At 55.9% G+C, this 20,063-nt stretch carries 31 protein-coding genes; 30 read left to right on the forward strand and 1 reads right to left on the reverse strand.

All coding sequences use genetic code 11. The features are described from left to right. Positions 1-10: 10 nt before the first annotated feature. The 28 genes from rplD to bfr all read left to right on the forward strand — a co-directional run bounded on the left by rplD (position 11) and on the right by bfr (position 14,980). On the forward strand, positions 11-613 hold the full coding sequence (rplD, locus tag J2X66_RS25740) for a 50S ribosomal protein L4 (RefSeq protein ID WP_007896707.1): 603 nt from the start codon (positions 11-13) through the stop codon (positions 611-613). Further along, positions 610-909 (forward strand): 50S ribosomal protein L23, encoded by a 300-nt coding sequence (rplW, locus tag J2X66_RS25745; protein WP_002555488.1) that lies wholly within the window; start codon positions 610-612, stop codon positions 907-909. The genes rplD and rplW overlap by 4 nt, the downstream gene beginning before the upstream one ends. Positions 910-923: 14 nt before the next feature. After that, on the forward strand, positions 924-1,748 hold the full coding sequence (rplB, locus tag J2X66_RS25750) for a 50S ribosomal protein L2 (RefSeq protein ID WP_003176423.1): 825 nt from the start codon (positions 924-926) through the stop codon (positions 1,746-1,748). Between the two features lie 16 nt (positions 1,749-1,764). Beyond that, positions 1,765-2,040 (forward strand): 30S ribosomal protein S19, encoded by a 276-nt coding sequence (rpsS, locus tag J2X66_RS25755; protein WP_002555486.1) that lies wholly within the window; start codon positions 1,765-1,767, stop codon positions 2,038-2,040. 11 nt (positions 2,041-2,051) lie between these two features. Next, complete coding sequence (rplV, locus tag J2X66_RS25760) at positions 2,052-2,384, forward strand: 50S ribosomal protein L22 (RefSeq protein WP_003103908.1); 333 nt, start codon at positions 2,052-2,054, stop codon at positions 2,382-2,384. Positions 2,385-2,397: 13 nt separating this feature from the next. Further along, positions 2,398-3,084 (forward strand): 30S ribosomal protein S3, encoded by a 687-nt coding sequence (gene rpsC / locus J2X66_RS25765; protein WP_003176422.1) that lies wholly within the window; start codon positions 2,398-2,400, stop codon positions 3,082-3,084. Positions 3,085-3,096: 12 nt separating this feature from the next. Further along, a complete protein-coding gene (gene rplP / locus J2X66_RS25770; RefSeq protein ID WP_007943783.1) occupies positions 3,097-3,510 on the forward strand; it encodes a 50S ribosomal protein L16 in 414 nt (137 codons plus the stop codon). Continuing rightward, a complete protein-coding gene (rpmC, locus tag J2X66_RS25775) occupies positions 3,510-3,701 on the forward strand; it encodes a 50S ribosomal protein L29 (protein WP_002555481.1) in 192 nt (63 codons plus the stop codon). The genes rplP and rpmC overlap by 1 nt, the downstream gene beginning before the upstream one ends. 2 nt (positions 3,702-3,703) lie before the next feature. After that, the gene (gene rpsQ, locus J2X66_RS25780; protein ID WP_003176419.1) at positions 3,704-3,970 is read left to right on the forward strand and encodes a 30S ribosomal protein S17; all 267 of its coding nucleotides are present in this window, start codon (positions 3,704-3,706) and stop codon (positions 3,968-3,970) included. 23 nt (positions 3,971-3,993) lie between these two features. Then, positions 3,994-4,362 (forward strand): 50S ribosomal protein L14, encoded by a 369-nt coding sequence (gene rplN / locus J2X66_RS25785; RefSeq protein ID WP_002555479.1) that lies wholly within the window; start codon positions 3,994-3,996, stop codon positions 4,360-4,362. An 11-nt stretch (positions 4,363-4,373) separates the two neighbouring features. Then, on the forward strand, positions 4,374-4,688 hold the full coding sequence (gene rplX, locus J2X66_RS25790) for a 50S ribosomal protein L24 (RefSeq protein WP_003176416.1): 315 nt from the start codon (positions 4,374-4,376) through the stop codon (positions 4,686-4,688). Between the two features lie 20 nt (positions 4,689-4,708). Beyond that, complete coding sequence (gene rplE / locus J2X66_RS25795; RefSeq protein WP_003176415.1) at positions 4,709-5,248, forward strand: 50S ribosomal protein L5; 540 nt, start codon at positions 4,709-4,711, stop codon at positions 5,246-5,248. Between the two features lie 13 nt (positions 5,249-5,261). Beyond that, positions 5,262-5,567 (forward strand): 30S ribosomal protein S14, encoded by a 306-nt coding sequence (gene rpsN / locus J2X66_RS25800; protein ID WP_003176414.1) that lies wholly within the window; start codon positions 5,262-5,264, stop codon positions 5,565-5,567. Between the two features lie 209 nt (positions 5,568-5,776). After that, entirely contained in the window at positions 5,777-6,169 is a 393-nt protein-coding gene (rpsH, locus tag J2X66_RS25805; protein WP_003186040.1) for a 30S ribosomal protein S8, read from the forward strand. Between the two features lie 12 nt (positions 6,170-6,181). After that, positions 6,182-6,715, forward strand: coding sequence for a 50S ribosomal protein L6 (gene rplF / locus J2X66_RS25810; protein ID WP_003176412.1), 534 nt, complete (start codon positions 6,182-6,184; stop codon positions 6,713-6,715). A gap of 10 nt (positions 6,716-6,725) precedes the next feature. Continuing rightward, positions 6,726-7,076 carry a 50S ribosomal protein L18 gene (rplR, locus tag J2X66_RS25815; protein WP_003186037.1) on the forward strand — a complete coding sequence of 117 codons (351 nt, stop codon included), beginning with the start codon at positions 6,726-6,728 and terminating at the stop codon, positions 7,074-7,076. Between the two features lie 3 nt (positions 7,077-7,079). Beyond that, positions 7,080-7,580: a 30S ribosomal protein S5 gene (gene rpsE, locus J2X66_RS25820; protein ID WP_007943782.1), complete on the forward strand. Its 501-nt coding sequence runs from the start codon at positions 7,080-7,082 to the stop codon at positions 7,578-7,580. Positions 7,581-7,582: 2 nt separating this feature from the next. Continuing rightward, positions 7,583-7,759: a 50S ribosomal protein L30 gene (rpmD, locus tag J2X66_RS25825; RefSeq protein WP_003186033.1), complete on the forward strand. Its 177-nt coding sequence runs from the start codon at positions 7,583-7,585 to the stop codon at positions 7,757-7,759. 3 nt (positions 7,760-7,762) lie between these two features. Then, positions 7,763-8,200 carry a 50S ribosomal protein L15 gene (gene rplO / locus J2X66_RS25830; protein WP_007896782.1) on the forward strand — a complete coding sequence of 146 codons (438 nt, stop codon included), beginning with the start codon at positions 7,763-7,765 and terminating at the stop codon, positions 8,198-8,200. Then, positions 8,201-9,529 carry a preprotein translocase subunit SecY gene (secY, locus tag J2X66_RS25835; protein ID WP_003228718.1) on the forward strand — a complete coding sequence of 443 codons (1,329 nt, stop codon included), beginning with the start codon at positions 8,201-8,203 and terminating at the stop codon, positions 9,527-9,529. A 27-nt stretch (positions 9,530-9,556) separates the two neighbouring features. Continuing rightward, on the forward strand, positions 9,557-9,673 hold the full coding sequence (gene rpmJ / locus J2X66_RS25840) for a 50S ribosomal protein L36 (protein WP_002555468.1): 117 nt from the start codon (positions 9,557-9,559) through the stop codon (positions 9,671-9,673). Between the two features lie 130 nt (positions 9,674-9,803). Continuing rightward, positions 9,804-10,160 carry a 30S ribosomal protein S13 gene (rpsM, locus tag J2X66_RS25845; RefSeq protein WP_003186020.1) on the forward strand — a complete coding sequence of 119 codons (357 nt, stop codon included), beginning with the start codon at positions 9,804-9,806 and terminating at the stop codon, positions 10,158-10,160. A gap of 30 nt (positions 10,161-10,190) precedes the next feature. After that, positions 10,191-10,580 (forward strand): 30S ribosomal protein S11, encoded by a 390-nt coding sequence (gene rpsK, locus J2X66_RS25850; RefSeq protein ID WP_002555466.1) that lies wholly within the window; start codon positions 10,191-10,193, stop codon positions 10,578-10,580. A gap of 18 nt (positions 10,581-10,598) precedes the next feature. After that, a complete protein-coding gene (gene rpsD, locus J2X66_RS25855) occupies positions 10,599-11,219 on the forward strand; it encodes a 30S ribosomal protein S4 (RefSeq protein WP_003210056.1) in 621 nt (206 codons plus the stop codon). Between the two features lie 22 nt (positions 11,220-11,241). Continuing rightward, complete coding sequence (locus J2X66_RS25860; protein ID WP_003186012.1) at positions 11,242-12,243, forward strand: DNA-directed RNA polymerase subunit alpha; 1,002 nt, start codon at positions 11,242-11,244, stop codon at positions 12,241-12,243. A 42-nt stretch (positions 12,244-12,285) separates the two neighbouring features. Continuing rightward, a complete protein-coding gene (gene rplQ, locus J2X66_RS25865; RefSeq protein ID WP_007918448.1) occupies positions 12,286-12,672 on the forward strand; it encodes a 50S ribosomal protein L17 in 387 nt (128 codons plus the stop codon). A 239-nt stretch (positions 12,673-12,911) separates the two neighbouring features. Further along, complete coding sequence (locus J2X66_RS25870) at positions 12,912-14,366, forward strand: catalase (protein ID WP_310270305.1); 1,455 nt, start codon at positions 12,912-12,914, stop codon at positions 14,364-14,366. A 149-nt stretch (positions 14,367-14,515) separates the two neighbouring features. Continuing rightward, the gene (gene bfr / locus J2X66_RS25875) at positions 14,516-14,980 is read left to right on the forward strand and encodes a bacterioferritin (RefSeq protein WP_310270308.1); all 465 of its coding nucleotides are present in this window, start codon (positions 14,516-14,518) and stop codon (positions 14,978-14,980) included. A gap of 64 nt (positions 14,981-15,044) precedes the next feature. Here bfr and uvrA read toward each other — a convergent pair whose 3' ends face one another. Next, on the reverse strand, positions 15,045-17,879 hold the full coding sequence (uvrA, locus tag J2X66_RS25880; RefSeq protein ID WP_310270312.1) for an excinuclease ABC subunit UvrA: 2,835 nt from the start codon (positions 17,877-17,879) through the stop codon (positions 15,045-15,047). 191 nt (positions 17,880-18,070) lie between these two features. Here uvrA and J2X66_RS25885 point away from each other — a divergent pair, with 191 nt between their 5' ends. Further along, positions 18,071-19,468, forward strand: coding sequence for an MFS transporter (locus J2X66_RS25885; RefSeq protein ID WP_310270315.1), 1,398 nt, complete (start codon positions 18,071-18,073; stop codon positions 19,466-19,468). 9 nt (positions 19,469-19,477) lie between these two features. Further along, the gene (locus J2X66_RS25890; protein WP_017341065.1) at positions 19,478-20,005 is read left to right on the forward strand and encodes a single-stranded DNA-binding protein; all 528 of its coding nucleotides are present in this window, start codon (positions 19,478-19,480) and stop codon (positions 20,003-20,005) included. The last annotated feature ends 58 nt before the right edge of the window (positions 20,006-20,063 follow it).

Consider the following 20,063-nt stretch of genomic DNA (forward strand, 5'->3'; position numbering starts at 1 on the left):
GGAAGCTGACATGCAATTAAATGTAAATGACGCTCAAGCGATCGAAGTTTCCGAACTGACATTTGGCGGCGAATTCAACGAGACGCTGGTTCACCAAGCAGTCGTGGCCTACATGGCCGGCGGCCGTCAGGGTTCCAAGCAGCAAAAGACCCGTTCCGACGTTCGTGGTGGCGGTAAGCGCCCATGGCGTCAGAAAGGTACTGGCCGTGCTCGTGCCGGTACTATCCGTAGCCCAATCTGGCGTGGCGGCGGTACCACTTTCGCAGCTCGTCCTCAGGATCACACCCAGAAGCTGAACAAGAAGATGTATCGCGCAGCAATGCGTTCCATCCTTGCTGAGCTGGTGCGTACTGATCGTCTGGTAGTGGTTCAGGACTTCGCTGTTGATGCACCGAAGACCAAAGATCTGCTGAACAAGCTGACCGGCATGGGCTTGACTGACGTCTTGATCGTGTCTGAAGTCGTTGATCAGAACCTGTACCTGGCTGCTCGTAACCTGCCACACGTTGATGTACGTGACGTGCAAGGTTCCGATCCAGTTAGTCTGATCGCATACGACAAGGTGTTGATCACCGTGTCGGCCGTGAAGAAATTCGAGGAGCTGCTGGGATGAACCAGGAACGCGTATTTAAAGTTCTGCTTGGCCCGCACGTTTCCGAGAAGGCTACGGTTCTGGCTGACAAGAAAGGCCAGTTCGTTTTCAAGGTTGCAACTGACGCAACCAAGCTGGAAATCAAGAAGGCCGTCGAAAGCCTGTTCAGCGTGAAAGTAGAGCGTGTTACTACCCTGAATGTTCTGGGTAAGAGCAAGCGCACTGCTCGCGGTCTGGGCAAGCGTAATGACTGGAAGAAGGCGGTTATCTCCCTTCAGCCAGGCCAAGATCTCGATTTCAGCAGCAGTGCTGAGTAAGGAAGGGGTGCATCATGGCAATCGTTAAATGCAAACCGACTTCCCCTGGCCGCCGTTTTGTGGTCAAGGTGGTCAACCAGGAGCTGCATAAAGGCGCTCCTCACGCACCGCTGCTCGAGAAAAAATCGAAGACTGGTGGTCGTAACAACAATGGTCGCATTACCACTCGTCACATCGGTGGTGGCCATAAGCAGCATTATCGTCTGGTCGATTTCCGTCGCAACGACAAAGATGGCATCTCTGCCACTGTCGAGCGTATTGAATACGATCCAAACCGTACTGCTCACATCGCTCTGCTGCTGTACGCAGATGGCGAGCGTCGCTACATCATCGCCCCAAAAGGCGTGAGTGCTGGTGACCAGCTGATCGCAGGTGCTCTGGCACCGATCAAGCCGGGCAACGCTCTGCAACTGCGTAACATTCCAGTTGGTAGCACCGTACACGGCATCGAATTGAAGCCAGGTAAAGGCGCACAGATCGCTCGTTCCGCTGGTGCTTCGGCTCAGCTGATCGCTCGTGAAGGTGTCTACGTGACCCTGCGTCTGCGTTCTGGTGAGATGCGTAAAGTGCTGGCTGAATGCCGCGCGACCCTGGGCGAAGTCTCGAACTCCGAGCACAGCCTGCGTTCGCTGGGTAAAGCTGGTGCCAAACGCTGGCGTGGCGTTCGCCCAACCGTTCGTGGTGTTGCCATGAACCCGGTTGACCACCCACATGGTGGTGGTGAAGGTCGTACCTCTGGTGGTCGTCATCCGGTATCGCCATGGGGCTTCCCGACTAAGGGCGCGAAGACTCGTGGTAATAAGCGTACCGACAAAATGATCGTCCGTCGTCGCAAGTAAATAGAGGGATACGACAGTGCCACGTTCTCTGAAAAAAGGTCCTTTTATCGATCTTCACCTACTGAAGAAGATCGAAGTGGCGGCGGAAAAGAATGATCGCAAACCGGTGAAAACCTGGTCGCGTCGTTCGATGATCCTGCCACAAATGGTCGGTTTGACCATCGCAGTACACAACGGTCGTCAACACGTCCCAGTTCTCGTTAACGAAGACATGGTCGGCCACAAACTGGGCGAGTTCGCCGGTACCCGCACTTATCGTGGGCACGTGGCAGACAAGAAAGCCAAGCGTTAAGGGGTTAGGAAATGGAAGTAGCCGCTAAGTTGTCGGGCGCTCGAATCTCCGCCCAGAAAGCCCGCTTGGTCGCCGACCAGATCCGCGGGAAGAAGGTGGGCGAAGCGCTCAACTTGTTGGCTTTCAGCAGTAAGAAAGCCGCCGAGATCATGAAGAAAGTGCTGGAGTCGGCCGTAGCCAACGCCGAGCATAACGAAGGCGCAGACGTTGATGACCTTAAAGTCAGCACCGTTTTCGTCAACGAAGGGCGTTCGCTGAAGCGCATCATGCCACGTGCCAAAGGCCGTGCTGATCGCATCGTCAAGCGGTCTTGCCATATCACTGTCAAGGTTGCTGACAAGTAACGGAGTCGAAGAGATGGGTCAGAAAGTACATCCCATTGGCATTCGCCTGGGAATCGTCAAGGAGCACACCTCCGTCTGGTACGCAGACGGTCGGACTTATGCGGACTATTTGTTCGCTGATCTGAAGGTGCGTGAGTATCTCCAAGACAAACTAAAAAGCGCGTCCGTAAGCCGTATCGATATCCATCGTCCGGCTCAGACTGCACGTATCACCATCCACACCGCTCGTCCAGGTATCGTTATCGGGAAGAAAGGTGAAGATGTTGAGAAGCTGCGTCAGGACCTGACCAAGCAAATGGGTGTGCCTGTGCACATCAATATCGAAGAGATCCGCAAGCCGGAGCTCGACGGTATGCTGGTTGCGCAGAGCGTAGCTCAGCAGCTGGAGCGTCGCGTAATGTTCCGTCGCGCTATGAAGCGCGCTGTTCAGAACGCCATGCGCATTGGTGCCAAAGGCATCAAAATCCAAGTGAGCGGTCGTCTCGGCGGTGCTGAAATCGCACGTACTGAATGGTATCGCGAAGGTCGTGTGCCACTGCACACCCTGCGTGCCGACATCGACTATGCCAACTACGAAGCTCACACCACTTACGGTGTGATCGGTGTAAAGGTTTGGATCTTCAAAGGCGAAGTAATTGGTGGTCGCCAAGAAGAACTGAAACCACAAGCACCAGCGCCTCGTAAAAAAGCTGCTAAGTAAGGGGTACGCCAAATGTTGCAACCAAAGCGTACGAAGTTCCGCAAGCAGATGACAGGCCACAACCGTGGTCTGGCACAGCGCGGTAGCAAAGTCAGCTTCGGCGAATATGCGCTGAAGTCTGTAGCTCGTGGTCGTCTCACCGCTCGTCAGATCGAGTCAGCGCGTCGTGCTCTGACCCGTCACGTTAAACGTGGCGGCAAGATCTGGATCCGTGTATTCCCGGACAAGCCTATTTCCAAAAAGCCCCTCGAAGTTCGTATGGGTAAAGGTAAGGGTAGTGTGGAGTACTGGGTTGCCCAGATTCAGCCAGGCAAAGTCCTGTATGAAATCGAGGGTGTTTCTGAAGAGCTGGCGCGTGAGGCTTTTGCCCTGGCTGCTGCAAAGCTGCCGCTCGCCACCGCCTTTGTTAAACGGACGGTGATGTGATGAAAGCGAATGAACTTCGTGAAAAATCCGCACAGCAGCTGAACGAGCAACTGCTCGGCTTGCTGCGCGACCAGTTCAATCTGCGTATGCAGAAAGCAACTGGCCAGTTGGGGCAGTCTCATCTGCTCTCGCAAGTTAAGCGTGACATCGCTCGCGTGAAGACTGTGCTCAACCAGCAGGCAGGTAAGTAATCATGGCTGAAGCCGAAAAAACTGTCCGTACGCTGACTGGCCGTGTTGTCAGCGACAAGATGGACAAAACCATCACCGTACTGATCGAGCGTCGCGTTAAGCACCCGATCTACGGTAAATACGTTAAGCGTTCGACTAAGCTGCACGCGCACGACGAAACCAATCAGTGCCACATCGGCGACAAAGTCACTATTCGTGAAACTCGTCCTTTGGCCAAGACCAAGTCTTGGGCGCTGGTTGATGTTCTCGAACGCGCTGTGGAAGTCTAAGGACTAGGGGTCGGAGAAATTATATGATTCAGACTCAATCCATGCTCGATGTGGCCGATAACAGCGGCGCTCGCCGTGTTATGTGCATCAAGGTGCTGGGTGGCTCCCATCGTCGTTACGCTGGTATCGGTGACATCATCAAAGTTACCGTGAAGGAAGCAATTCCTCGCGGTAAAGTGAAAAAAGGCCAAGTGATGACTGCTGTTGTAGTCCGCACTCGTCACGGCGTACGTCGTGCTGATGGCTCCATTATCCGCTTTGATGGCAACGCTGCTGTTCTTCTGAACAACAAGCAAGAGCCGATCGGCACCCGTATCTTTGGGCCAGTGACCCGTGAACTTCGTACTGAGAAGTTCATGAAGATCGTCTCGCTCGCCCCAGAAGTGCTGTAAGGAGATCCGACATGCAAAAGATTCGTCGTGACGACGAGATCATCGTGATCGCCGGCAAAGACAAAGGTAAGCGCGGTAAGGTGCTTAAGGTTCTCGCTAACAACCGTCTGGTTATTGGCGGTCTGAACCTGGTTAAGCGTCATACCAAGCCTAACCCGATGTCGGGCGTGCAAGGCGGTATCGTCGAAAAAGAAGCTCCACTGGACGCTTCTAACGTCGCCATTTTCAACGGCGAAACCAACAAGGCTGACCGCGTTGGTTTCAAGGTAGAAGACGGCAAGAAAATTCGTGTCTTCAAGTCGACCCAAAAAGCGGTTGATGCTTGAACACTGCTAGGTAGAAGACCATGGCACGACTAAAAGAGATTTACTGGAAGGAAATCGCACCGAAACTTAAGGAAGAACTTAAGCTTTCGAACGTGATGGAAGTTCCACGCGTTACAAAAATCACCCTGAACATGGGTCTGGGCGAAGCAGTCGGTGACAAAAAAGTCATCGAGCACGCTGTTGCCGACCTGGAAAAGATCACCGGCCAGAAAGTCGTTGTGACCTACGCTCGGAAATCCATCGCTGGCTTTAAAGTCCGTGAAGGTTGGCCGATCGGCGTCAAAGTGACCCTGCGCCGTGAGCGTATGTACGAGTTCCTGGATCGTCTGCTGTCGATCTCCCTGCCTCGGGTTCGCGACTTCCGCGGCCTGAATGCCAAGTCCTTCGATGGTCGTGGTAACTACAGCATGGGCGTTAAAGAGCAGATCATCTTCCCGGAAATCGACTACGACAAGATCGATGCTCTCCGCGGTCTGGACATTACCCTGACCACCACTGCCAAGAACGATGATGAAGGTCGCGCCCTGTTGCGTGCTTTCAAATTCCCGTTCCGCAACTGATTGGAGTAGGAAAATGGCCAAGATGAGCATGAAAAACCGCGAGCTGAAGCGTCAGCTCACGGTTGCCAAGTACGCCAAAAAGCGTGCAGCACTGAAAGCTATCATCGTTGATCTGAACGCAAGTCCAGAAGCACGTTGGGAAGCTACAGTAGCTCTGCAGAAGCAGCCACGTGACGCAAGCGCCTCGCGCATGCGTAACCGCTGCCGCCTGACCGGTCGTCCACACGGCGTTTACCGCAAGTTCGGCCTCGGCCGTAACAAGCTGCGTGAAGCTGCAATGCGTGGTGACGTACCTGGTCTGGTTAAAGCCAGCTGGTAAGCACTATCAAAGTCTCGGTGTTTGGGATCGCAAGATCCTGACCACCGGTGACCTTGAACTTGAATCAAGCCCCTTTTGGGGCTTGATTCATTTGTGGGGTGTGTCTAGAATACCCGGCTCGCCTGAGCCCGTGCTTTTTCCGCATGGATGAGCTCGGCGACAAGTAGTAGCCGCAAGGCTAATTTTTTTGTATTAGGAGCGTCTAGCCCATGAGTATGCAGGACCCGTTAGCGGACATGCTAACTCGAATCCGTAATGCCCAGATGGCTGAAAAGTCCGTCGTAAGCATGCCATCTTCTACTTTGAAGGTAGCTGTTGCCAAAGTCCTGAAGGACGAAGGTTACATTGCGGGTTATCAGATCAGCAGCGAAATCAAACCACTGCTGTCCATCGAGCTGAAGTACTTCGAAGGCCGTCCGGTCATCGAGGAAGTGAAGCGCGTTAGCCGTCCAGGCCTGCGTCAGTACAAGTCCGTCGATGATCTGCCAAAAGTTCGTGGCGGTCTCGGTGTGTCTATCGTCTCCACCAACAAAGGTGTGATGACGGATCGTGCTGCGCGCGCTGCCGGTGTCGGCGGCGAAGTTCTTTGCACTGTGTTCTAAGGGGGGATAAGCATGTCACGCGTCGCTAAGAACCCCGTTAAGCTGCCAGCCGGTGTCGAAGTCAAATTCGCAGGCCAACAGCTTTCGGTGAAGGGTGCCAAGGGCACTCTCGAACTGAACATCCATTCGTCCGTTGAGATCGTTGAAGAAGCTGGTGAGCTGCGTTTCGCTGCTCGCAATGGCGATCAACAAACTCGCGCAATGGCTGGTACCACTCGTGCGTTGGTAAACAACATGGTCCAAGGCGTAAGCCAAGGCTTCGAGCGCAAGCTCCAGCTGGTCGGTGTTGGTTACAAAGCGCAAGCAAAAGGCACAGTGCTGAACCTGGCTCTTGGCTTCTCGCACCCAGTGGATTATGAACTGCCGGAAGGCATCACCGCTGAGACTCCTAGCCAGACCGATATCCTGATCAAGGGCATCGATAAGCAGCTGGTAGGTCAAGTGGCCGCCGAGATCCGCGACTTCCGTCCACCAGAGCCGTACAAAGGCAAAGGTGTGCGCTACGCGGACGAAGTCGTCCGTCGTAAAGAAGCCAAGAAGAAGTAGGGCATAGCAAATGACCGACAAAAAAGTTACTCGACTGCGTCGCGCTCGCAAAGCACGCCTGAAAATGCACGAACTCGAAGTCGTGCGTCTCTGCGTGTTCCGCTCGTCGCAGCACATCTACGCCCAGGTCATTTCGGCCGACGGCAACAAAGTCCTGGCATCTGCCTCGACTTTGGATAAAGAACTGCGTGATGGCGCCACTGGCAACATCGACGCGGCCACTAAGGTTGGCCAGCTGGTCGCTACGCGTGCTAAAGCCGCTGGCGTCTCGCAGGTGGCTTTCGACCGCTCTGGCTTCAAGTACCACGGCCGCGTCAAGGCGCTGGCTGATGCTGCTCGTGAAGCTGGGCTGGAGTTCTAAGTTATGTCAAATAACGACCAAAAGCGCGACGAAGGCTACATCGAGAAGCTGGTTCAAGTTAACCGCGTAGCCAAAACCGTTAAAGGCGGCCGTATCTTCACTTTCACCGCGTTGACCGTGGTTGGTGATGGTAAAGGGCGTGTTGGCTTCGGCCGTGGCAAGTCGCGTGAAGTGCCTGCTGCGATCCAGAAGGCAATGGAAGCTGCTCGCCGCAACATGATCCAAGTTGATCTGAACGGCACCACTCTGCAGTACGCAATGAAGTCCGGTCACGGCGCTTCGAAGGTGTACATGCAGCCTGCTTCTGAAGGTACCGGTATCATCGCTGGCGGCGCTATGCGTGCTGTCCTCGAAGTTGCTGGCGTTCAGAACGTTCTGGCCAAGTGCTACGGCTCGACTAACCCGGTAAACGTGGTTCACGCCACTTTCAAAGGTTTGAAAGCTATGCAGTCTCCTGAATCCATTGCCGCCAAGCGTGGCAAAAGCGTCAAGGAGATCTTCTGATCATGGCTACCGTTAAAGTAACGCTGATCAAAAGCATGACCGGCCGTATCCCTAACCACAAACTGTGCGTTAAGGGTCTGGGTCTGCGTCGCATCGGTCACACTGTAGAAGTACTTGATACTCCCGAGAATCGCGGGATGATCAACAAGGCTTACTACATGCTGCGTGTCGAGGGTTAATCGATGAAACTCAATGATCTGAGTCCAGCGCCGGGTTCCCGTCGCGAAAAGCATCGTCCGGGCCGTGGTATCGGTAGTGGTTTGGGCAAGACCGGTGGCCGTGGCCACAAAGGTCAGTCCTCCCGCTCCGGTGGCACCATTGCTCCAGGCTTTGAAGGCGGTCAACAGCCGCTGCATCGTCGCCTGCCGAAGTTCGGTTTCGTTTCCCTGAAAGCCATGGATCGCGCAGAAGTGCGTCTGTCCGAACTGGCTAAAGTGGAAGGCGACATCGTCACCGTGCAGTCCCTGAAAGATGCCAACGTGATCAACGTCAACGTTCAGCGTGTGAAAATCATGCTGTCCGGCGAAGTTACTCGCGCTGTCACCATCGGAAAGGGAATCGGCGCCACCAAAGGTGCGCGTGCGGCTATCGAAGCAGCTGGCGGCAAGTTCGAGGAATAAATGGCTAAGCAAGGTGCTCTCTCTGCGCTCGGCAAAGGCGGTATGTCTGAACTCTGGGCTCGTCTGCGTTTTCTGTTCCTGGCGATTATCGTCTACCGAATAGGCGCACACATCCCGGTTCCAGGTATCAACCCGGACCGACTCGCGGACCTGTTTCGACAGAATGAGGGGACCATTCTTAGCTTGTTCAACATGTTTTCCGGCGGCGCGCTGGAACGGATGAGCATCTTTGCACTGGGAATCATGCCGTACATTTCGGCATCGATCATCATGCAACTGATGACCGCCGTCAGCCCGCAGCTGGAACAGTTGAAGAAGGAAGGTGAAGCTGGCCGTCGCAAGATCAGCCAGTACACCCGCTACGGCACTGTCGTCCTCGCTCTCGTTCAGGCAATTGGCATGTCCATTGGTCTGGCAGGGCAGGGCGTTGCGTTCACTGGTGACTTTGGCTTCCATTTCGTCGCGGTATCCACTTTTGTGGCTGGTGCGATGTTCATGATGTGGCTGGGTGAGCAGATTACTGAGCGTGGTGTTGGCAACGGTATCTCGATGTTGATTTTTTCGGGTATCGTCGCCGGTCTTCCGAGAGCGATCGGGCAGTCTTTCGAGTCTGCACGTCAGGGTGATATCAACATCTTCGCCCTGGTTGCCATCGGTTTGCTGGCAGTAGCGATTATCGGTTTCGTGGTGTTCATTGAGCGTGGTCAGCGTCGCATTGCTGTTCACTACGCCAAGCGTCAGCAGGGCCGTAAGGTCTTTGCTGCGCAGACTAGCCACTTGCCGCTGAAGGTGAACATGGCCGGTGTTATTCCGGCCATTTTCGCGAGCAGCATTTTGCTGTTCCCGGCTTCGTTGGGTGCCTGGTTTGGTCAGTCTGAAGGTATGGGCTGGTTGCAGGACATCTCGCAGTCGATCGCTCCTGGTCAGCCGTTGAATATTCTGCTGTTTAGTGCAGGGATTATTTTCTTCTGCTTCTTCTATACGGCGTTGATGTTCAATCCGAAAGACGTAGCGGAAAACCTGAAGAAGTCCGGTGCCTTTATTCCGGGCATCCGTCCAGGTGAGCAGTCTGCGCGCTACATTGACGGCGTTCTGACCCGCTTGACCATGTTCGGTGCTCTTTACATGACGGCCGTGTGCTTGTTGCCCCAGTTCCTGGTGGTTGCAGCAAACGTACCGTTCTACCTTGGCGGGACCTCGTTGCTGATCGTCGTCGTGGTTGTGATGGACTTCATGTCCCAAGTACAATCGCACCTCGTTTCGCACCAGTACGAATCCCTGATGAAGAAAGCCAACCTGAAGGGTTACGGCAGCGGCATGTTGCGCTGAGTACCCATAAGGTTCGAGGAGTTGGTGATGAAAGTTCGTGCATCGGTGAAAAAGCTGTGCCGTAACTGCAAAATTATTCGCCGCGAAGGTGTCGTTCGAGTAATTTGCAGCGCGGAACCGCGTCACAAACAGCGCCAAGGCTGAGTGTGATTGTGCTTCAAGCCCGGTAGCTAGTGCGCTACCGGGTTGATTATTTGTTATTACAGCGATATTATCTCGCGCCCTATTTCTTGGCTTCCGGGGCGTAGGTAGCTGTCAATTGGAGTCCCACTGAATGGCCCGTATTGCAGGCGTTAACATTCCAGATAACAAGCATACTGTTATCTCGCTGACCTACATCTATGGTGTTGGTCGCACTACTGCACAGAAGATCTGTGCAGTGACTGGGGTAAACCCAGCCGCAAAGATCAAAGATCTGAGCGACGAGCAGATTGAACAGCTGCGTGGCGAAGTGGCGAAGTTCACCACTGAAGGTGACCTGCGTCGCGAAATCAACATGAAAATCAAGCGTTTGATGGACCTCGGTTGCTATCGCGGTCTGCGTCATCGTCGTGGTCTTCCAGTGCGCGGTCAGCGTACCAAGACTAACGCGCGTACCCGTAAAGGTCCGCGTAAGCCGATCCGCAAGTAATCGCCCCCGCGAATCGACAGGAAAATTATCATGGCAAAACCTGCTGCTCGTCCTCGTAAAAAAGTTAAAAAGACAGTGGTTGATGGCATCGCCCACATTCATGCATCTTTTAACAACACAATCGTGACCATCACCGACCGTCAAGGCAACGCTCTTTCCTGGGCTACCTCCGGTGGTTCGGGTTTCCGCGGTTCCCGCAAGTCCACCCCGTTTGCTGCTCAAGTAGCTGCTGAACGTGCTGGTCAAGCTGCGCTGGAATACGGTCTGAAAAACCTCGACGTTAACGTCAAAGGTCCAGGCCCAGGTCGTGAATCTGCAGTCCGCGCTTTGAACGGCTGTGGCTACAAGATCGCCAGCATCACCGACGTGACGCCAATCCCGCACAACGGGTGCCGTCCGCCGAAGAAGCGCCGCGTGTAATCCAGGAGATTGTAAAGAATGGCTCGTTACATTGGTCCAAAATGCAAACTCGCTCGTCGCGAAGGCACCGATCTCTTTCTGAAGAGCGGCGTGCGCGCGATCGAATCGAAGTGCAACATTGAAGCAGCACCTGGTATCCACGGCCAACGCCGCGGTCGCCAGTCCGATTACGGCACCCAACTGCGTGAAAAGCAGAAGGTCCGTCGTATCTACGGCGTTCTCGAGCGTCAATTCAGCGGCTACTACAAAGAAGCTGCTGGCAAGAAGGGTGCAACCGGTGAAAACCTGCTGCAACTGCTCGAATGCCGTCTGGACAACGTTGTATACCGTATGGGTTTTGGCTCTACTCGTGCCGAATCCCGTCAGCTGGTATCGCACAAATCCGTCAGCGTTAACGGTCAGACCGTAAACGTACCGTCTTACCAGGTTCGTGCTGGTGACGTGGTCGCGATTCGCGAGAAAGCAAAGAACCAACTTCGCATTGTCCAAGCTCTCGATCTGTGTGCCCAACGTGGCCGCGTAGAATGGGTAGAAGTAGACACTGAGAAGAAGTCGGGCGTTTTCAAGAACGTTCCAGCTCGCAGTGATCTGTCCGCCGACATCAACGAAAGCCTGATTGTCGAGCTCTACTCCAAGTAAGGGCTAGAAAATAGGTGCATCCATGCAGATTTCGGTAAATGAGTTCCTGACACCCCGCCACATTGATGTGCAGGTTGTCAGTCCAACCCGCGCCAAGATCACTCTCGAGCCTCTCGAGCGTGGTTTCGGCCACACCCTGGGCAACGCGCTGCGCCGCATCCTGTTGTCCTCAATGCCCGGCTGTGCAGTAGTCGAGGCCGAGATTGACGGTGTACTCCATGAGTACAGCGCCATCGAAGGCGTACAGGAAGACGTAATTGAAATCCTGTTGAACCTTAAAGGTCTGGCTATCAAGCTGCACGGTCGTGACGAAGTTACGCTGACCTTGTCGAAGAAGGGTTCGGGGGTGGTTACCGCTGCCGATATTCAGCTGGATCATGATGTCGAGATCGTTAACCCCGATCACGTAATCGCTAACCTGGCGTCTAACGGCGCCCTGAACATGAAGCTCACCGTAGCTCGTGGTCGTGGTTATGAACCGGCAGACTCGCGTCAGAGCGATGAAGACGAAAGCCGCAGCATCGGTCGCTTGCAGCTTGACTCTTCGTTCAGCCCGGTTCGCCGTATCGCATACGTGGTGGAAAACGCCCGTGTCGAACAGCGTACTAACCTGGACAAGCTGGTTATTGATCTGGAAACCAACGGTACCCTGGATCCTGAAGAGGCTATCCGCCGCGCTGCAACCATTCTGCAACAGCAGTTGGCTGCGTTCGTCGATCTCAAAGGTGACAGTGAGCCAGTGGTTGTCGAGCAGGAAGACGAGATCGATCCGATCCTGCTTCGCCCGGTTGACGATCTGGAACTGACTGTACGTTCGGCTAACTGCCTTAAGGCGGAAAACATCTACTACATCGGTGACCTGATTCAGCGTACCGAAGTAGAGCTGTTGAAGACTCCGAACCTTGGCAAGAAATCCTTGACTGAAATCAAGGACGTTCTGGCCTCCCGCGGTCTGTCCCTCGGCATGCGCCTCGACAACTGGCCGCCTGCAAGTCTTAAGAAGGACGACAAGGCGACTGCCTGATCGTCGTAATCACCGAACGTCGTGTTTGGTAAGGAATGAACCATGCGTCATCGTAAAAGTGGTCGTCACCTGAGCCGCACTAGCTCGCACCGCAAGGCCATGTTTCAAAACATGGCAGTGTCGCTGTTCGAGCACGAGCTGATCAAAACTACACTGCCGAAAGCTAAAGAACTGCGTCGCGTTGCTGAGCCGCTGATCACTTTGGCCAAGACAGACAGCCTGGCTAACCGCCGTCTGGCTTTCGACCGTACTCGTTCGAAAGCTATCGTTGGCAAGCTCTTCAACGACCTGGGCAAGCGTTACGCTACCCGTGAGGGTGGCTACCTGCGCATCCTCAAGTGCGGCTTCCGCACTGGCGACAACGCGCCTATGGCGTACGTCGAGTTGGTTGATCGTGCTACTGCCGGCGAAGCTGTATCCGCCGAGTAAGACGTCAGTCTGAAACGAAAAACCGGGCCTAGTGCCCGGTTTTTTGTGCCTGTAAGAAACGCGCGGTTTATACAAGCTTTTCTGCGTTTCATGCCTTCATTCTGTTAACGGCATTCGTTGGTAGTATTTTTCTATTGATCTCTGCAAATTAATGAATTTGTAGCCTTCTTGATCAATGGTCAATACTCCGTCCCAAGCCGATTAGCCGGCAGCTATAGACTGACAAAGGAAGAGATCGCATGAGCCAAAGTAAAACGCTTACCACCGCCAGTGGCGCTCCTGTCGCCGATAACCAGAATTCCCGTTCCGCCGGCCCCCGTGGCCCGCTGCTGCTCGACGACTTTCACCTGATCGAGAAGCTTGCCCACTTCAACCGCGAAAACATCCCGGAACGCCGTGTACACGCCAAGGGCTCGGGTGCTTACGGTACGTTCACCGTCACGCGGGATATCACCGAGTACACTAGCGCCAAACTGTTTGAGTCCGTCGGCAAGCAAACCTCCACTTTCCTGCGGTTCTCCACCGTTGGCGGTGAGCGTGGTTCTGCCGATACCGAGCGCGATCCACGGGGTTTTGCCCTGAAGTTCTACACCGAAGAAGGCAACTGGGACATTGTTGGCAACAACACGCCCGTGTTCTTCATCCGTGATCCGTTGAAATTTCCGGACTTTATCCACACGCAAAAGCGCCTGCCGCAAAGCAACCTGAAAAGTGCGCAGATGATGTGGGACTTCTGGTCGCATTCGCCTGAGGCGCTGCACCAGGTCACGATCCTGTTTTCCGATCGCGGCATTCCTGATGGCTACCGTCACATGCACGGCTTTGGCAGCCACACCTACAGCCTGATTAACGCCAGTGGCGAGCGGCACTGGGTGAAATGGCACTACAAAACCAAGCAAGGAATCAAAAACCTCGCTCCGGCAGAAGCGGCGCGTCTGGCGGGTACCGATCCGGATTATGCTCAGCGCGATCTGTTCAGCGCGATCGAACGCGGTGATTTCCCGAAATGGCGCGTGTGCATCCAGATCATGAGCGAGGCTCAAGCTGCGGCTCACTACGAGAATCCTTTCGATGTCACCAAAACCTGGTCGCAGAAAGAGTTTCCACTGATCGAAGTCGGTGAACTGGAGCTCAATCGCAATCCGCTGAATTACTTTGCTGAAGTCGAGCAAGCGGCGTTCGGTCCGAGCAACATGGTCCCTGGTGTCGGCTTGTCGCCTGACCGCATGCTGCAAGGTCGCGTTTTTGCTTACGCGGATGCTCACCGCTACCGTATCGGCACCAATCACCAGCAATTGCCGGTGAACGCGCCTCGCAGCCCCGTGAACAGCTACCAGCGCGACGGTTCGATGGCGTTTGGCAGTAACGGCGGTGCGGCTCCCAATTACGAGCCGAACAGCTACGTTGATGCGCCGAAGCAAGCGCCTCGTTATGCGGAACCGCCATTGGCACTGAGCGGTGCAGCTGATCGTTACGATCACCGCGAAGATACCGACTACTACAGCCACGCCGGTGCGTTATTCCGCTTGATGAGCGACGAGCAGAAAGCGCTGCTGGTCAGCAACATTGCCGGTGCCATGGCGGGAGTATCCAGCGATGTGGTTGACCGTCAATTGCAGCATTTCTATAAAGCGGATCCGGCGTACGGAGAAGCAATCGCAACGCTGCTCAACGTACAGCTTAACGAAGTCTAAATGAGAAGCAGAACCGCCCTCGATTGGGCGGTTTTTGCGTTATTTGAACCAATTTTCTCGGAATATCTTCGCTTTTATCGCGCTAGCGGAGTGACCAATCAGTCTTCGTGGTTCAAACTACAGACTTTCAAGCAGGGAGATGTAGGGCGATGCAAGGCCACCCAGACGTAATCGATTACCTCAACACGTTGCTGACCGGCGAACTGGCGGCGCGTGATCAATATTTCGTCCATTCGCGGATGTATGAGGACTGGGGTTTCACCAAGCTCTACGAACGTATCAACCACGAGATGGAAGAAGAAGCCGGGCACGCTGATGCTTTGATGCGCCGGATTCTGATGCTCGAAGGCACGCCGCGCATGCGTGCGGACGACCTTGATGTCGGCACCACCGTGCCGGACATGCTTGCCGCTGACCTGCGACTGGAATACAAAGTCCGGGCCGCTCTGTGCAAAGGCATCGAACTCTGCGAGCAGCACGGAGATTACGTCAGCCGTGAGATGCTGCGAATCCAATTGAACGACACCGAAGAAGATCACACCTACTGGCTCGAAAAGCAGCTAGGCCTGATCAAACTGATCGGTCTGGAAAATTACCTGCAATCGCACACCTGATTCCATGAAGACAAAAAAGCCCCTGTCACCGAGAAAGTGACAGGGGCTTTTTCATGGCCGTGATTCAGGCCTTGTCGCGAGCCAGCAGCGGCTTGAGGTAGAAGCCGGTATGAGACTGCTTCATCTCCGATACTTCTTCCGGTGTACCGACGGCAATAATCTGCCCGCCCTTGGAACCGCCTTCTGGTCCAAGGTCCACCAACCAATCGGCGGTCTTGATCACGTCCAGGTTGTGCTCGATCACCACCACCGTGTTGCCGTGGTCGCGCAGTCGATGCAGTACATCAAGCAGTTGCTGAATATCCGCGAAGTGCAGGCCAGTCGTTGGCTCATCGAGGATATACAGGGTCTTGCCGGTATCGCGCTTGGACAGTTCACGGGACAGTTTCACCCGTTGTGCCTCACCACCGGACAGCGTGGTCGCCGATTGCCCCAGCTTGATGTACGACAAGCCAACATCCATCAGCGTCTGAAGTTTGCGTGCCAGCGCTGGAACCGCGTCGAAGAACACCCGGGCTTCCTCGATAGTCATCTCGAGGGTTTCATGGATACTCTTGCCCTTGTACTTGATTTCAAGGGTTTCACGGTTGTAGCGCTTGCTCTTGCAGACGTCGCACGGGACGTAGATGTCTGGCAGGAAGTGCATTTCCACCTTGATCAACCCATCGCCCTGGCAGGCTTCGCACCGTCCGCCCTTCACGTTGAAGGAGAACCGTCCCGGACCATAACCCCGTGAGCGAGACTCCGGTACGCCGGCGAACAGTTCGCGAATTGGTGTGAACAGCCCGGTGTAGGTGGCAGGGTTGGAACGCGGCGTCCGGCCGATCGGGCTTTGGTCGATGTCGACGACCTTGTCCAGATGCTCCAGGCCCTTGATGCTGTCGTGCGCGGCGGCCTCAAGCGTCGTGGCGCCGTTGAGAGCCGTCGCGCTCAACGGGAACAGCGTGTTGTTGATCAGCGTCGACTTGCCGGAACCGGACACGCCGGTCACGCAGGTCAGCAGGCCGATGGGAATCTCCAGGTCGACGTTGCGCAAGTTGTTACCGCGAGCACCCTTGAGGGACAGCAACAGCTTCTTGTTACGCGGGGTGCGCTTGGCCGGAACAGCGATCTTCACCCGGCCCGACAAGTATTTGCCGGTCAACGAGTCAGGGTGAGCCATGACCTCGGCCGGAGTACCTTCGGCGACGATATGCCCGCCGTGTACACCGGCGCCCGGGCCGATATCCACCACGTAGTCCGCCAGGCGAATTGCGTCCTCGTCGTGCTCGACCACAATTACCGTGTTGCCGATGTCGCGCAGGTGCTTGAGCGTGCCCAGCAGTCGATCATTGTCCCGTTGGTGCAGACCAATCGATGGTTCGTCGAGGATGTACAGGACGCCCACGAGGCCGGCGCCAATCTGGCTGGCCAGACGAATCCGCTGCGCTTCACCGCCGGACAGGGTGTCGGCACTGCGATCCAGTGACAGGTAGTCGAGACCCACGTTGACCAGGAACTGCAGGCGCTCGCGGATTTCCTTGAGAATCTTGTCGGCGATCTCGCCACGACGGCCCGTCAGCTTCAACACACCGAAGTATTCACAGGCGTCGCCAATCGGCAGATTGGTGACGGCTGGCAGGGTTTTCTCGCCTACCCAGACATGCCGCGCCTCACGACGCAGGCGGGTGCCACGGCAATCCGGGCAAGGCTGCGTGCTGAGAAACTTGGCCAGCTCTTCACGCACCGAAGCGGACTCGGTTTCGCGGTAGCGGCGTTCAAGGTTCGGCACGATGCCTTCGAACGGATGCGAGCGTTTGACGATGTCGCCACGGTCGTTCAGGTATTTGAAATCGACGTTCTGCGAGCCGCTGCCGTGCAGGATGAACTTCTGCTGATCGGCCGGCAGTTCGTTGAACGGCACTTCCAGGCTGAATTTGTAGTGAGACGCCAACGACCCGAGCATCTGGAAGTAATAGACGTTGCGCCGGTCCCATCCGCGAATCGCGCCCTCGGCCAGCGTCAGCTCGCCATTGACCAGGCGCTTGATGTCGAAAAACTGCTTCACGCCCAGGCCATCGCAGGTCGGGCAGGCGCCGGCCGGGTTGTTGAAGGAGAACAGCTTGGGTTCCAGCTCGCTGATGGCATGGCCGCAAATCGGGCAGGCGAAGCGGGCGGAGAAGATCATCTCTTCACCCGGCTCGTCGTCCATCGGTGCAACCAGTGCAATACCGTCCGCCAGCTTCAGCGCGGTCTCGAACGATTCAGCCAGACGCTGTTGCAGATCGGCGCGGACCTTGAAACGGTCGACCACGACATCGATCGAGTGCTTCTTCTGTTTATCCAGCTTCGGCAGCTCGTCCAGTTCGCAGAGCCGGCCATTGACCCGGGCGCGCACAAAACCTTGCGCGCGCAATTCTTCGAACACCGACAGATGTTCGCCCTTGCGCTCGCGGATCACCGGCGCCAGCAGCATCAGTTTGCTGCCTTCCGGTTGGGCGAGGACCAGGTCGACCATCTGGCTGACGGTCTGCGCTTCCAGCGGAATGTCGTGATCCGGGCAGCGCGGAATACCCACGCGTGCATATAGCAGGCGCAGGTAGTCGTAGATTTCAGTGATGGTGCCGACCGTCGAACGCGGGTTGTGCGAGGTCGACTTCTGTTCGATCGAAATGGCGGGCGACAAACCTTCGATGGTGTCGACGTCAGGCTTTTCCATCATCGACAGAAACTGGCGGGCATAGGCCGACAGCGATTCGACATAGCGACGCTGGCCTTCGGCGTACAGCGTGTCGAATGCCAGGGACGATTTGCCCGACCCGGACAGGCCGGTGATGACGATCAGCTTGTCCCGTGGCAGGGTCAGGTCGATGTTCTTCAGGTTGTGGGTCCGGGCCCCACGAATCAGGATCTTGTCCAAAGTGGCCTCGCTTGGCGGGCGTCGAAAACGTAGGAGTATACGGCCAAATACTGGATGGATGCACACTATCAAACGAGCGGGTTGATGTCTTACATGAAGAGTCTGTCAGCGGAGCGCGTCAAAGCGTCGCGATATACCCTGTCAATCGATGGGACTGGTAGAATCGCCGCCGGTTCACATGAGGTTTTTCCATGCACGATCCCCACAGCGAACGCATGAGTGGCAGTGAGACCCGCGCAGCAAGCGGTCTGGCCCTGGTGTTCGCCTTCCGTATGCTTGGCATGTTCATGGTGTTGCCGGTTCTGGCGACCTATGGGATGGATCTGGCAGGCGCGACACCGGCCCTCATCGGCCTGGCGATTGGCGCCTACGGCCTGACCCAGGCGATCTTCCAGATTCCTTTCGGTTTCATTTCCGACCGCATCGGTCGTCGCCCGGTGATTTACCTGGGGCTGATCATCTTCGCCCTCGGTAGCGTGCTGGCGGCCAATGCCGATTCGATCTGGGGGGTGATCGCCGGACGAATCCTGCAGGGCGCCGGGGCGATTTCTGCCGCCGTCATGGCCTTGCTGTCAGACCTGACCCGCGAACAGCATCGGACTAAAGCCATGGCCATGATCGGCATGACGATTGGTCTGTCGTTCGCGGTCGCGATGGTTGTAGGACCGTTGTTGACCCGTGCCTTCGGCCTGTCCGGATTGTTCCTCGCCACTGGCGGCATGGCGCTGTTCGGTATCGTGATTGTGATGTTCATGGTGCCGAAATCCACCGGGCCGTTACAGCACCGCGAGTCCGGTGTCGCGCGCCAGGCGCTGATCCCGACGCTCAAGCACCCGGACCTGCTGCGCCTGGACCTCGGCATTTTTGTGTTGCACGCGATGTTGATGTCGAGCTTCGTTGCCTTGCCCCTGGCGCTGGTCGAAAAAGCCGGCCTGCCTAAAGAACAGCACTGGTGGGTCTACCTCACCGCGCTGCTGATCTCCTTCTTCGCCATGATCCCGTTCATTATCTATGGCGAGAAGAAACGCAAAATGAAACGAGTTTTATTGGGCGCCGTGCTGACGCTGATGCTCACTGAGCTATTCTTCTGGCAGTTCGGCGATAGCTTGCGGGCTCTGGTGATCGGGACGGTGGTGTTTTTCACCGCGTTCAATCTGCTGGAGGCTTCGTTGCCTTCGCTGATCAGCAAGGTTTCACCGGCAGGCGGCAAAGGCACGGCGATGGGGGTTTATTCCACCAGTCAGTTCCTCGGTTCTGCGCTCGGCGGTATTCTCGGCGGCTGGATGTTCCAGCATGGCGGTCTGTCGGTTGTGTTCCTGGGATGCGCCGGTCTGGCTGCCCTCTGGCTGGCCTTTGCTGTTACCATGCGCGAACCTCCCTACGTGACGAGTCTGCGCTTGCCGCTGTCGCCTGAGGCGATCCGCGAAGCGGGTCTGGTCGAGCGCCTGAAGGCTGTCGTAGGGGTAACAGATGCAGTGATCGTCGCAGACGAAGCGGCTATTTACATCAAATTGGACACCGAACTATTGGATCGCACCACCCTCGAGCGCCTGGTGAACAACCCGCCCGAGGCAGCGTGCGTAGCCTAGGAGAACGTTATGGCCCGTGGGGTTAACAAAGTCATATTGGTCGGCACTTGCGGCCAGGATCCCGAAGTTCGCTACTTGCCTAACGGTAACGCCGTGACCAACCTGAGTCTGGCGACCAGCGAACAATGGACCGACAAGCAAACCGGTCAGAAGGTCGAGAAGACCGAATGGCACCGTGTGTCGATGTTCGGCAAGGTTGCGGAAATCGCCGGCGAATACCTGCGTAAAGGTTCGCAGGTGTACATCGAAGGCAAGCTGCAGACCCGCGAGTGGGAAAAAGACGGTATCAAGCGTTACACCACTGAAATCGTGGTCGACATGCAAGGCACCATGCAATTGCTGGGCGGCCGTCCACAACAGGGCGACCAACAAGGCGGGGGCAACAACTACCAGCAGTCCGCCCCGGCTCCACGCCAGCAGGCTCCACGTCCCCAGCAGTCGTCGGCACCGCAGCAGTCGCGTCCGGCTCCACAGCAGCAGGCCGCGCCTCAGCCGGCTCCGGATTTCGACAGCTTTGATGACGATATCCCGTTCTAAAAAGCGGCGATCCAGTCAGTAATAAAAAAAGCGAAGCCATCAGGCTTCGCTTTTTTTG

Origin of the sequence: Pseudomonas sp. 3296, from assembly GCF_031456615.1 — a bacterium.
Classification (GTDB): domain Bacteria; phylum Pseudomonadota; class Gammaproteobacteria; order Pseudomonadales; family Pseudomonadaceae; genus Aquipseudomonas; species Aquipseudomonas mucoides.